At 71.7% G+C, this 11,288-nt stretch carries 13 protein-coding genes; 5 read left to right on the top strand and 8 right to left on the bottom strand.

Translation table 11 applies throughout. From position 1 onward, the window contains the following. Positions 1–5 precede the first annotated feature (5 nt). The 3 genes from C4V41_RS05355 to C4V41_RS05345 all read right to left on the bottom strand — a co-directional run bounded on the left by C4V41_RS05355 (position 6) and on the right by C4V41_RS05345 (position 4,037). Positions 6–1,079, bottom strand: coding sequence for a Gfo/Idh/MocA family protein (locus C4V41_RS05355; RefSeq protein WP_103954556.1), 1,074 nt, complete (start codon positions 1,077–1,079; stop codon positions 6–8). A 138-nt stretch (positions 1,080–1,217) separates the two neighbouring features. Then, entirely contained in the window at positions 1,218–2,765 is a 1,548-nt protein-coding gene (locus tag C4V41_RS05350; RefSeq protein ID WP_103954555.1) for a serine/threonine-protein kinase, read from the bottom strand. Between the two features lie 123 nt (positions 2,766–2,888). After that, positions 2,889–4,037 (bottom strand): FAD-dependent oxidoreductase, encoded by a 1,149-nt coding sequence (locus C4V41_RS05345; RefSeq protein ID WP_103954554.1) that lies wholly within the window; start codon positions 4,035–4,037, stop codon positions 2,889–2,891. Between the two features lie 128 nt (positions 4,038–4,165). On the opposite strand from C4V41_RS05345, the gene C4V41_RS63980 reads away from it, so the two are divergent. Further along, complete coding sequence (locus C4V41_RS63980) at positions 4,166–4,798, top strand: TetR/AcrR family transcriptional regulator (RefSeq protein ID WP_103954553.1); 633 nt, start codon at positions 4,166–4,168, stop codon at positions 4,796–4,798. A 330-nt stretch (positions 4,799–5,128) separates the two neighbouring features. Here the strand turns inward: C4V41_RS63980 and C4V41_RS05335 are convergent, their stop codons facing one another. Together C4V41_RS05335 and C4V41_RS05330 are read right to left on the bottom strand one after the other, a co-directional pair. Beyond that, the gene (locus C4V41_RS05335; RefSeq protein ID WP_146103547.1) at positions 5,129–5,488 is read right to left on the bottom strand and encodes a hypothetical protein; all 360 of its coding nucleotides are present in this window, start codon (positions 5,486–5,488) and stop codon (positions 5,129–5,131) included. 446 nt (positions 5,489–5,934) lie between these two features. Next, positions 5,935–6,471: a peroxiredoxin family protein gene (locus tag C4V41_RS05330; protein ID WP_103954551.1), complete on the bottom strand. Its 537-nt coding sequence runs from the start codon at positions 6,469–6,471 to the stop codon at positions 5,935–5,937. 174 nt (positions 6,472–6,645) lie between these two features. On the opposite strand from C4V41_RS05330, the gene C4V41_RS05325 reads away from it, so the two are divergent. The 3 genes from C4V41_RS05325 to C4V41_RS05320 are packed head-to-tail and all read left to right on the top strand — an operon-like array spanning position 6,646 to position 7,406. After that, positions 6,646–6,852, top strand: coding sequence for a hypothetical protein (locus C4V41_RS05325; protein ID WP_146103546.1), 207 nt, complete (start codon positions 6,646–6,648; stop codon positions 6,850–6,852). Between the two features lie 4 nt (positions 6,853–6,856). Beyond that, the gene (locus C4V41_RS65255; protein ID WP_268808532.1) at positions 6,857–6,988 is read left to right on the top strand and encodes a hypothetical protein; all 132 of its coding nucleotides are present in this window, start codon (positions 6,857–6,859) and stop codon (positions 6,986–6,988) included. Positions 6,989–6,992: 4 nt separating this feature from the next. Continuing rightward, positions 6,993–7,406, top strand: a complete 414-nt coding sequence (locus C4V41_RS05320; protein ID WP_103954549.1) for a S26 family signal peptidase — start codon at positions 6,993–6,995, stop codon at positions 7,404–7,406. Here C4V41_RS05320 and C4V41_RS05315 read toward each other — a convergent pair. The 3 genes from C4V41_RS05315 to C4V41_RS05300 are packed head-to-tail and all read right to left on the bottom strand — an operon-like array spanning position 7,349 to position 9,422. After that, entirely contained in the window at positions 7,349–8,548 is a 1,200-nt protein-coding gene (locus C4V41_RS05315; RefSeq protein ID WP_146103545.1) for an MAB_1171c family putative transporter, read from the bottom strand. The two genes, C4V41_RS05320 and C4V41_RS05315, sit on opposite strands and share 58 nt — an antisense overlap. Next, positions 8,545–9,030, bottom strand: coding sequence for a hypothetical protein (locus C4V41_RS05305; RefSeq protein ID WP_103954546.1), 486 nt, complete (start codon positions 9,028–9,030; stop codon positions 8,545–8,547). Before C4V41_RS05305 ends, C4V41_RS05315 begins: the two co-directional genes overlap by 4 nt. 11 nt (positions 9,031–9,041) lie before the next feature. Further along, complete coding sequence (locus C4V41_RS05300) at positions 9,042–9,422, bottom strand: helix-turn-helix domain-containing protein (protein WP_235029907.1); 381 nt, start codon at positions 9,420–9,422, stop codon at positions 9,042–9,044. Between the two features lie 175 nt (positions 9,423–9,597). On the opposite strand from C4V41_RS05300, the gene C4V41_RS05295 reads away from it, so the two are divergent. Further along, positions 9,598–11,160, top strand: coding sequence for an AfsR/SARP family transcriptional regulator (locus C4V41_RS05295; RefSeq protein WP_160150171.1), 1,563 nt, complete (start codon positions 9,598–9,600; stop codon positions 11,158–11,160). The last annotated feature ends 128 nt before the right edge of the window (positions 11,161–11,288 follow it).

Below are 11,288 nucleotides of genomic sequence, written 5' to 3'. Positions count from 1 at the left end.
ACTGTTCAGCGCGCCCAGTCCTCCTTGCCGGTGGTGACCGGGCCGCCGGTCCGCGCCGACTCGCCGATGGCGACGCTGATCAGGTGGTCCTGGCAGGCTTCCGCGAGCGGGTATGGGGGCGGGCCCTCCTGGCGGGCCCAGGCGCCCGTGCGCGCGAGGATGTCCGCGACCGCGATGTCGTCGTCGGACAACCCCGCGCCGTCGAACGGGTTGCGGTAGACCACCCGCCCGTCGAAGCTGATGTGCTTGAGGTCGCGCAGCTCCAGGTTGAGGTCGACGCCGGTGTCCCGCCGGATCAGGAGCGACTCCACCGGCGTCACGGGGTCGGCCAGCCGGACCACCCGGTCGTCGGCCAGCTCGCCGATCGAGCCGCGCACCACGATGCGCCGCGTTCGCAGCGGGTTCCACCACTGGTTGTCGGTGAAGTCGTACAGGCCCATCCGGCCGCCGAAGTCGAGGGTCGCGATGGTCGTGGTCAGCCGTCGCGGGGTGTCGTCGCCGGTCCACCCGCCGAACCCGAGCGGGTCGGCGAGCGGCGCCTCGAACGCGCCGGCCCGCACCTCGGCGGCCTCGAACCCGATGCCCAGCAGGCCGCGGATCAGCGACACCGCGTGGTAGAGGTGGGTCGAGGAGACCTGGACCGAGGTGGGCTCGCCGATCACGCCCTCGCGGACGATCGCCAGCCGGGCCGCGTGGCCGGGCATCAGCAGATACTGCTCGGCCACCTGCACCAGGCCGGTGCCGCCCACGTCGCGCCACAACTCTCGCAGCCCGGCCACGTCGGGCGCGGGCGGCGTCTCGGCCAGGACCGGCATCCGGTGCCCGGCCACCTCGCGGATCGCGTCCGGCATCGCCGGCCAGGGCACCGCGGCGGCGATGTAGTCGGGCCGCTCGTGCCGGAGCAGTTCGTCCATCGTGCGGAAGGCCGGTACGCCATATTCCGCGGTGATCTCGGCGCCGCGTTCCGCGCTGCGGGTGACGACACCGCCGACCCGGAGCCGGTCGGGGACCGCCGCCGCCAGCCGCAGGAAGAACCGGGTCCGCCGCCCGCTGCCGATCGAGCCGAACGTCGTGGTCATCTCAGGTAGACCTCCTCCGGACAGCGTAGATCTTCGCCGATGGCCTGAGAATGACACCGGCGCAGGCTGTTCAGGTCTTCGGGGCGGGGTCAAACCGACGTGCGGACAGAGGGGGGTAGCACCTCGGAGGGACGGGGACTACAGCCCTTGGAGCAGGGCCACGATCACCGCGGTCAGCGCGATCGGCCCCATCACGGCCACCGTGACCACGGTCGCGCTGGGGCCGGGCAGGAGGCGGGCCAGGATGCGGGAGGCGGTGCGCCGGACCACGCCCGAGCCGGGCAGCACGAACAGCCCCAGCGTGAACGCGCCCGCGGCGAGGGACTCCGCCGAGTCGGTGCTCAAGTCGCCGGCCCAGTGGAGCACGCCCGCGACGGCGATGCCGAAGGCCAGTGACGCCAGCAGGTTGCCCACCGCCACCGCCCCGATCATCGACCACGGCGGGCGCGCCTCATCGTCGTCGTACTCGTAGCCGATGTGCTCGCCCAGGACACGCTCACCCGCCCGCAACGCCAGCGACAGCGCCACCGCCATCAGCCCCATCACGACCGGGTTCATGACGGTCAGCGCCACCAGCGTCACCAGGGCGAGCACGCCGACGAAGCCGCTGCCCTTCACGAACCGCCGCCACTCGAACGGCTCCGCGGGCGGGGGCGCCGGGCGGCGCGGCCGTGGCCGGCCGGACAGCTCGGTCGGCGCCGGGGCCGGCTCGGCGGGGTGCTCCTCCCGGCGGGCGTACGCGACCGGCGGCAGGAGGTCGGACACGGCGTCCATGGTGAGCGTACGCTCGGACGGCCGCCCCTCCCCGGCTCTGTCTACGGGATGGCCCGCCCAAGGGGGCGCCGCACCCGGCCCGCTCGCCGTATGCGGCGCGCCACCGGGACCGCCCGCCGGTTGCAGGGCTCTGGCCAGCCGGAGCAGCTCGCCCGCGCGGGGCCGGGCCTCCGGGTCCACCGACAGCGCACGGCTCAGCCACGCCCGCAGCCACACCGGCGCCTCGTCGATCCGCGCCCGCCCCTCCATCGTGTTGAAGCAGACCGACTCGAACGACCCCGTCCCGAACGGCGCCAGCCCCGTCGCCGCGAAGAACACCGTCGAGGCCAGCGCGTGCACGTCGGCCGCCTGCGTGATCTGCCCCGCCCGGATGATCTCCGGCGCCAGGTAGCCCGGCGTGCCCACGACCATCCCGGTCTGCGTCAACCGGGACGCGTTCACCAGGTGCGCGATCCCGAAATCGATCACCAGCGGCTCACCGCCGACCAGCATCACGTTCGACGGCTTCAGGTCCCGGTGGATCACCCCGGCCGCGTGAATGTCCACCAGCGCCTGGCACAAACCCTGCGCCAGCCCGATCACGTCGCGCGCGGCCAGCGGGCCCTCGGCCATCACGGTGTCCTCCAGCGTGCGGCCCGCGACGAACCGGGTCACCACGTAAGGCCGGCCGCCCGACAGCTCGGCGTCGATCACCTCGGCGACGTACCGGCTGCGCACCCGCCGCATCGTCTCCACCTCGCGCGACAGCCGATCGCGCGCCTTCAGGTCCGCGGCCACGTGCGGATGCAGCACCTTGATCGCGACCTGCCGCCCCGCGCCGTCCAGCCCGAGATGCACGACCCCCATGCCGCCCGAGCCGATCTCCCGGATCTTCCGGTAAGGGCCGAGATGCTCCTGCGTCTGCGTGCTCATCCCCGACGTCATCCTCCGTGTTTCCCCCAGCACATGGCACAAACCGTGCACATTCTCCCGCAGCAACTCCCCCGAGATGCACAGTAAGCGAATACCGGAGCAAACGCGCCTCGTCCGCCCCGGTCAGGTGGTTGCCCCGAACAGCCGGCCGGCGATCCCGACCGAGGTGTCGATGGTGTCGAACCCGCGCGGGATCATGATCCGCTCGTACGCCGCCACCGCGTCGATCAGCGGTTTCTCCCCGCGCGCGAGCAGCTCGCCGGCCAGCGTCGCGGCGTCCTGCAACGCCGTGTTGGCGCCGACGCCTCCGCTCGGCGGCATGGTGTGGATGGCGTCGCCGAGCAGCGTGACCGGGCCCGGCTGCCACGCGGCGACCCGCACGCCGGCCCTGATGGTGATCGGGAAGAACGCGTCCCGGTCGGCGCGCGCGAACAGCTCCCTGACCGCCGGATGCCACGCGGCGGTCGCCTCGACGCTCAGCCGCCACAGCTCCTCGGAGGAGAGCGCGAACAGCTCCTCGTCCGACCGGCCGAACCGCTTCCCGGTCGCGACGAGGGTGACCATCAGGTAGTCCGCCGCGCCCTCCGGCCGCGAGCGGAAGCGCACCGGCGCGAACCCGGCACCGTACCCGGTCCCGTCGGAGACCCAGGAGAAGCCGTGACTGAGGACCTCCGGGATCAGCGCCGCGGTGGTCTCGGTGATCGTCAACCGGCCGTAGACACAGCGGACGCCGAGGTCTCGTACGGTGGCGTGCGGCAGCAGTCGCCGGCGTACCGGCGAACCGACGCCCTCCGCGCCGACCAGCAGGTCGCCCTCGTCGTGGCCGCCTTCGGCGAACTCCACCCGCACCCGCCCGGAGCCGGTGACCCGGTAGCCGGTCACGGTCCGCCCGAAGTGCACGATGCCGTCCAGGCCGGTGAGCAGGCCCTGCCGGAAGGTGTTCCGGTCCACATTGGTGATCAGGTCGTCGGTGATCCCCGGGAAGGTCTGCCGCGCCACCTGTCGCAGCTCATGGGTGTACTCGGCCACCACGTCGTCGTTGGCGCCGCTGGTGTCGCGTACCAGGTCCATCGTCTTCGGCGGCAGGCAGGCGCGCAGCGCGGCATTGCCGTCCTGGTCGATGTGGATGCGGTAGCCCTGGTCGCGGATCTCCGGGGTGGGGTCGCGCTCGTACACGGCGACGTCGAGGCCGCCGTGACGCAGCGCCTGTGCGAGCGCCAGCCCGCCGACGCCGCCACCGGCGATGAGGATCCGTGGTGCAGCAGGAGACATGTCATTGCCTTTCGTCTTCTGGGACCTTCTGAGACCTTCTGGGACCACGCCATCGTCAACCACCCGGAGAACTCTGTCAAGCGTTCATTTGATTAACTCAAACAGGTGCTTGAGGTAAGATCTTCCGTGTGTCCCCGCAGAGCCCGCGCAGGTCGCCCCAGCCGCAGGATCGGCAGCGCGACCCCGAGCGCACCCGCAAGCTGATCCTGGAAGCCGCGGCGGCGGAGTTCGGCGCGCACGGTTACGCCGGGGCCCGGGTCAGCGCGATCGCCTCCAGAGCGGGCGTCAACGTGCAGCTGATCTCCTACTACTTCGACGGCAAAGAGGGCCTCTACCAGGCCGTGTCACGCCTGTGGCAGGAGCGGCGGGGCGAGCTGGCGCCGCCGGACACGCCGCTGCCCGAGCAACTGCGCCGCCACGCGATGGAGGCGTTGCACAATCCCGACGGCACCCGCCTGTTCGCCTGGAGCGGCCTTCAATACACCGGCCCGGACGACGACCCCGACCACGCGGCGCGCGCCCGGATCCTCGGCGAGACCGTCGCCGAGCTGCGCGCGCTACGGGAGTCGGGCCGGCTTCCCGCCGAGGTCGATCCGGCCTGCCTGCTGGTCATGCTCATGGGCGCCGCCATGGCGACCACCACGCTGCCTCATGTCATCGAGGGCGTGTGCGGCGTCGATCCCCGCTCCCCCGAGTTCATCGCGCACTTCGCCGACCAGGTCGCCGTCCTGGCCCGGCTCATCGGGCTCGACCCGGCCTGACCCGGCTCGGGAACTCCAGCCGTGGCCGTGGGGTGGGCGGTCTCGGGGGCCACGTAGAAGGCGACATTCAATCTGGCCATTGACCATGGCGCGACCTCGCGCCGGCCGCGCAGATCGTGACATCGAACGTGGCCATCCTCCGGAGGCGGGTCACTCAACAAGTTCGAGAACGTGGTGTGCGTTCGCACTCCGCATGCGGCGGAAGGCCCGCACGTCAAACCGTCAAGCAGGACCCCGACAGCCTCACGCTGCCGGGGTCTTGTCACGCTGTCACGCCCCTATCATGGATCGCACCAGGCCGGCGACGGCGATCTCGGCCCGCCCGGGAGGCTATGGCACGATGTGCACGCCCCTGCGGGCGCAGATCGCGTACGCCTCGATGGTTCCCGCGCTCGTGGACATGTTCTTGCCATGGGCCCACCACGTGGAGTCGTCGCGCGGGTAGCTGGAGTCCAAGTCGACCAGGTCGGTGTGGGAATCTCCCGCCCTGACGAGTGCGCCGCCACCGGTGAGAACCCAGCCTTGGGGGCACTGGGCGTCGAGTGCGGCCCTTCCGGGGTAGACATCGTCCGGAGAAGGCGGGAGAACCGCCGAGGTCCGGATGGTGATCAGCGGGCTGGCCATCGCCGGTGCGGCGCCCACGATGATCGTCGCTGCGGTTGCGGTGGCTACGAGAGCGGTCTTGAGCATGGACAGTCCCACTTTCGGTCGTTCCGACGCGCGCCGGAAAAGGGAGTGAGAGCCCTGGGACACGACCGGCCTCATCGCTGGCCCGTGCTGGTGCGAGCGGTGGCTTGCCTGTGGTCGTCAGGGGTCACGAACGAAATCATCGACCTCGGGCCACGGATACAGTCAGTAGCGGATCAGTTACATTTAGTAAGCGCCGCGCGGATCTGGGGCTCGCCCTGAAGGGTGGACGACTGGCCACGTCATAGGGGGCCGGCCACCGCTTCTCCTGACACTGGCCAACTCTCTGGCCACTTTGGCTGGCGGCGGCCAGATACCGCGTCACCTGACAGACAAGGCGGTCGGTGAGGTTCCTGGCGACCCACAGGCAGGTGAGGCGCCGGCCGCCGACGACGGCGGGCGCCTGGTTGTCAGGTGGCGGCGGGGCCGTCCCATCCCGTCGATGGCGTTCATGCCCTCGACGGCTCGGGAAGGCGGGCCAGGTCGTTGTCGATGGCGCGAACCGTACCGCCCTCGACCACGCCGAACGTGGGAAAGGCGCGTACCCCGAAGGCCGCGATCACGGGGTCGGCCTGCGGGCCGGTGACCACGCGCGCCACGGCGGCCAGGGCGTCGATCGTCGCGGCCATGCGGCCGGGCTCCCCCGAGACGACGGCGAGCACCCTGTCGCGGCCGCCGGGCACGGCGCCGGCGTGACTCACGAACTCGGGCAGTTTGTCCTCGCACGCCGAGCACCCCTGGGCGAAGAACGCCACCAGCGTGCGCTCGGCGAACGAGACCGGCTCGCCATCGACCGTCGCCGCGGCGACCTCGGGGACCTCGTACCCGGGGACCGGGATGAGCTCGCTCGTCCGCACCCCCTGCGCGCCCAGGATCTCCAGCCGCTCGGTGTGCGCGCGGAGCCGTCGGATCACGCCGAACGTCAGCAGCAGGTTCAGCAGGCACAGTGCGCCGACGACAATCACCGCGACCGTGAGGAACACCATGGGCGTCATTCCCTTCGCTCGTGAGCAGAGCAGAGCAGTGTCTGGGACGACGATGGCCTGCCGTGCTTTCCGCGGCCTGTCACGAACCTGTCGCCCCGCGGCGCGAGCCGACAGCTTCGGGAAAGCGGCGGTGGCGAGAATGCCCGGAGCGATTCTCCCTACCTGGAGGTGACCGTGAAAGCACTGCTGGAACGATGGAGCGATCGGCTGCTCGAGAATTTCGTGCCGAAGGCCACGGCGTCCGCCCTCGACCGGTGCAACTGCGATTGCATCCCGTGCTGCGTCTTCGTCAACGGCCGCAACTACCGGGGCAAACTCTGTTACGACTGCATCAGCGGGCACCGGTGCGGATGCACCAACCTCTGGACGGACTGCCCGTAACGTGATGGCCGGCCATCTGGCGCTCGCCTGCCGGTGTCTCATCGCCGTGGTGTTCGGCGTCTCGCGGGCGGGGGCCGTGACGGTCTCCGTGCTCGTCATCCGGCTCGACGATCTCGTCGAGGTCTTCACGGGGTGAGGCGATGCTGGTCGTGATCGTGGCGCTCGCCCTGTCGGGGGGCGCCTGCCTGCTGTGGGTACGCGGGCGGCACCTGCTGGTGACGGTGGACGGGCCGAGCATGGAGCCGGCGTACGCGCCCGGCGACCGGGTGCTGGTCCGGCGGGTGCCCTTCGCCCGTGTCCGGCGGGGTCAGGTGGTGCTGGTCAGGCGGGACCCGGCGCAGGGCACGGAGCTCGTCATCAAGCGGGCCGTGGCGGTCCCCGGCGACCCGGTGCCCCGGATCGGCTTCCCCACGCTGGCCGAGACCGCGGTCCCGGCGGGGAAACTACTGGTCGTGGGCGACAACCGGGCGCGTTCGTACGACTCGCGGCACCACGGCTACGTCCCGGCGGAGCGATTCGTCGGCGTGGTCGTCCGGAGTCTTCCCGGCCGGTAGGCGTCGGCGACCATGACCAGCCATCTGACCTCGTCGTCCAGCGAGCGCTCCGGCGGCTGATCGGCGGCTTCCAGGGCCCGCCCGTCCCTGGTTCTGAGCGCGTGCGCCACGGCCGAGGCCGCGGCGGCGGCCGCGCGCGGGCCGGGTTCGTGGTGCGCGGCGATGTCCAGGGCGAGCAGCCCGTCGTTGATCTCGATGACGCGGCGGTACAGCCGGTATTCGATGTCGAGGATGGCGAGGGGTTCGCGCGTCCGTGGCCGGTGAAGGGCTATCTCGGGCATGGCGGCGTGCAGGTCGGACCAGAGAGGACGCAGCCGGCGGTACGCCCGCAGGCATGCGAGCCGCTTCCTGGCCGTCTCCGCCGCCGCGCCCAGCTTGGGCAGGGCCAGACCGGTCGCGCCGAGGATGACGGCGGTCAGCGCCAGGGGTGTGGAGACGGCGTTCTCCCCGTCCGCCGGGGTGTGGCCCAGGAGGCGGCCGGCGACGTACAGGGCCTTGTAGAGGCAGTAGGCGATGCCGAACAGCGCGGCGGCGGAGACCAGCCGGACGCTCAGGCGGAGTGCGCCGCTCGCGGTGTGGCGCCCGTACCGCCAGGTGGAGAGCGCGATGTCGACGCAGGCGAGGGTCGTCATCGCGACGAACACCAGCATGTACTGCGGGATGAAGGCGGCCGTCGAGTAGCGGTCGGCGAACAGGATCGGCTCGGAGACGTCCACCGGCGCGAGCGCGAACAGGACCGTCATCGCGGTCGCGGCGCCGCAGCCGAGGACGATCCGCCGCCGGGCCCGGGCCCGGCCCCGGCCCCGGGCGCGGGCGCCGGGGCGGTCGCGGTCACGGTCACGGGCGCGGGCGATGTCAGGGCCGACGAGCATGACGCTGATCGCGCCGGCGGCGGTGAGCGTGGCCAGGTGCTGGATCAGCTTGGCCGCGTTGGGGACGTCGGTCAGCCGGTCGAACGCCGCGTACACGGGCGGAATCCCCACCGTCAGCGCCACGCTCAGGCCGAGGCAGATGACGACCAGGCTGCGCAGCCCCGGGTGCCGTGGCCGTCTGACCAGGTCGGCCGCCTTCACGACGAACACGACCCAGCAGATCGCCGCGATGCCGATGTGCAGCAGCCGCAGGAGCCCGGGCTGGGTCATTCGAGGAGGTCCCGCAGCAGGCGTTCGCGCTCCGACCCATCGCCTTCCGCCGGCGCCGCGGTGATCCGCTGGGCGAGCAGGGACGCCAGCGTCTCCGCCTCCCGTTCCTCGCGTACGGCGTAGGCGGACCGGCCCAGGATGCGCTGGATCGCGGTGGCGCCGAGATTCGGCAGCAGGACGCGGCGGTAGTCGCCTTCGAGGCCGTGCGCGTGCTCGAAGACGAGGTGCGAGAACTCGTGCAGGATGATGTGCGACCGGTGCAGCGGCGAGGTGTTGTCGCGGTAGAGGATGAAGTCGGTGGCGGGGGTCGCGATCCAGAGGCCGCAGGGCCCGCCCGCTTCGAGGCCGCGCAGGGGCATCAGGGTGATCGGCCGGCCTCTGGCCTCCTCCAGGTGTGCCCGCAGGCCGTCCATGGTCAGCGGTGACGGCAGGTCCAGCTCGCGTAACTTCGCCGCGCAGGCTCTGCGCAGGCTCCTCCCCAATGGCTCGCCCTCTATTTCGCGGGCGGCAGGCCCTGCATCTGCCGGATCTGGTCGATGATCGTGAGGATCGCGCTGCGGTTCTGCGGGGTCAGGTCCTTGCTGCGCAGGGCGATCTGCATCACGTCGTTGTCCCGCATCGCGACCACGAGTTCGAGCTCGGCGTCGATCTTCGCCGCGACCTCGTCGTCGAAGAAGTAGTTGACGCTGACGCCGAAGAACTCGGCCAGGCCCTTGAGGTGGTTGTAGGTCGGGTTGCTGCGTTTGCCGCTGCGCAGGAGCCCGATGTAGGCGTCGGTGATCGAGCCGATCCCGGCCGCGACCTCGGTGTTCGAGTACGGCCCCCGACCGCCCGGATGGATCGTCGCGAACAGGTGGTTGAGCTTGTCCGCCAACGTTCGAGGCCGTTCTTCGGCCACCTCGCACCTCCCAACTGTTGTTTGAGCAGATCTCTTTCTCCTCAAACACGGGTTGACACATCCCGCCTACGCCAGTTTATGCTCCCCCTGCTGCCCTTCACAGGCCGGCGTCTTTCGCCGGCCCTGACGAGATTGGCGGTTCATGCTAGGTATGGGGGCTGGCTTACGTTTCGGGGTGCTCGGCCACCTGGAGGTCACCAGGGACCACTCTCCGATCATCATCACATCGTGCAAGCAGCGCATCGCGCTGGCCACGTTGCTGCTCCGGGCCAACCAGCTCGTGACGAAGAACGAGCTGATGGACCGGATCTGGGAGAGCGAGCTCCCGATGGACGTGCTCGCCTCCCTGCACACGCACATGTCCCGGCTGCGCCGCAGCCTGGGCGAGGGAGGAGGGCTGATCACCAGGCGCGACCTGGGGTACGCGGTGCCGGCCAGCGAGGAGACGCTCGACATCCTGCGTTTCCGGCACCTCACCACGCTGGCCGCGGGGGCGCGGGGGCGGGGCGACGCCGTACGGGAGGCGCGGTTGCTGCGGGAGGCGCTGGGGTTGTGGCGGGGGCCCGCGCTGGCGGACGTGGACTCCGAGTCGCTGCAGCGGGACGTTGTTCCGGTTCTGGAGCGGGAGCACACGCGGACGCAGGAGCGCTGGTTCGAGGCGGAGATCGGTCTCGGCGGGGCCGCCGGGGTGATCGCCGATCTGGAGACGGCCGTGGTGGCGCATCCGACGTACGAACGGTTCTGGGCCCAGTTGATCCGGGCGCATGCGCAGACGGGGCGGCCGGCCGAGGCGCTGGAGACGTACGCCGCGGCCCGCCGGACGTTGTCCGAGGAGCTCGGCGTCGAACCCGGCTCGGAGATCCAGCAGGCCCGCCGGCACGTCCCCCTCGGAGACTCCCGGCACCTCCCACCCCGGGACGCGACGCCAAAGGCGGCACGGCCGCTCGACGTGCCGCCGCAGGTGGGACCGGCGGGCGGGGGTGTGCCGATGCCCGCCGAGCTGCCCGCCGGCGCCGGGGCCTTCACCGGGCGCGCGGCCGAGCTGGGACGGCTGCGCACGCACCTGACCTCCGGCCGGCCCCGCCCGTTCGTCGCGATCGTCGGTACGGGTGGCGTCGGCAAGTCCGCCCTGGCCGTCCACGCCGCCCACCAGATCGCCGGCCACTTCCCCGACGGGCAGCTCTACGTGGACCTGCACGGCGCCACGCCCGGGCTGCGGCCGCTGCGCCCGCTCGACGTGCTCGGCCGTTTCCTGCGCTCGTGCGGATTCGCCGGCCCGGCCATCCCCGGCTCGGTGGACGAGGCGGCGGCACGCTTCCGGTCGGCGCTCTACGACCGGCGGGTGCTCGTCGTCCTGGACAACGCCCACGACGCCGACCAGGTACGGCCGCTCATTCCCGGCGGGCTCGGCTGCGGCGTCATCGTCACGTGCCGCCGCTCGCTGGTGCCGCTGGCCGCCGCCCACCAGAGCCGGCTCGGCAGGCTGCCGGCGGCGGACGCGTACCTGCTGCTGGCCCGCCTGGTGGGGCCGGCGCGCGTCGACGCCGAGCCGCAGGCCGCACGGGAGGTGGTGCTGCTCTGCGGCGGCCTGCCCCTGAGGCTGTGCGCGGTCGCCGCCCGCCTCGCCGCGCATCCGGCGGAGACCTTCGGGGCGACGAGGGACCGGCTGGCCATGGAACAGGACCGGCTGACCCCGGCGACCACGGTCGCATGACCGCCGGGCGTGCGGCTCCTGAGGACACCGAAGCCGCACGCCCGGCCCCGGCTCCCTGACTATGTCGCCGGCCGACTACCCATAGGTGGCCTGGTCGCCGTCGGTCACGTTGGCGGCGCGACGATGAC

It is taken from the genome of Nonomuraea solani (assembly GCF_900108335.1).
Lineage (GTDB): Bacteria > Actinomycetota > Actinomycetes > Streptosporangiales > Streptosporangiaceae > Nonomuraea > Nonomuraea solani.
This window is presented reverse-complemented; position numbering and strand designations above follow the sequence as displayed.

Excerpts from the sequence above, each read along its gene's own strand:
- C4V41_RS05355 (WP_103954556.1), bottom strand. The coding sequence starts at position 1,079 with ATGACCACGACGTTCGGCTCGATCGGCAGCGGGCGGCGGACCCGGTTC.
- C4V41_RS05350 (WP_103954555.1), bottom strand. The coding sequence starts at position 2,765 with ATGAGCACGCAGACGCAGGAGCATCTCGGCCCTTACCGGAAGATCCGG.
- C4V41_RS05345 (WP_103954554.1), bottom strand. The coding sequence starts at position 4,037 with ATGTCTCCTGCTGCACCACGGATCCTCATCGCCGGTGGCGGCGTCGGC.
- C4V41_RS05335 (WP_146103547.1), bottom strand. The coding sequence starts at position 5,488 with ATGCTCAAGACCGCTCTCGTAGCCACCGCAACCGCAGCGACGATCATC.
- C4V41_RS05330 (WP_103954551.1), bottom strand. The coding sequence starts at position 6,471 with ATGGTGTTCCTCACGGTCGCGGTGATTGTCGTCGGCGCACTGTGCCTG.
- C4V41_RS65255 (WP_268808532.1), top strand. The coding sequence starts at position 6,857 with ATGGCCGGCCATCTGGCGCTCGCCTGCCGGTGTCTCATCGCCGTGGTG.
- C4V41_RS05320 (WP_103954549.1), top strand. The coding sequence starts at position 6,993 with ATGCTGGTCGTGATCGTGGCGCTCGCCCTGTCGGGGGGCGCCTGCCTG.
- C4V41_RS05315 (WP_146103545.1), bottom strand. The coding sequence starts at position 8,548 with ATGACCCAGCCCGGGCTCCTGCGGCTGCTGCACATCGGCATCGCGGCG.
- C4V41_RS05295 (WP_160150171.1), top strand. The coding sequence starts at position 9,598 with ATGGGGGCTGGCTTACGTTTCGGGGTGCTCGGCCACCTGGAGGTCACC.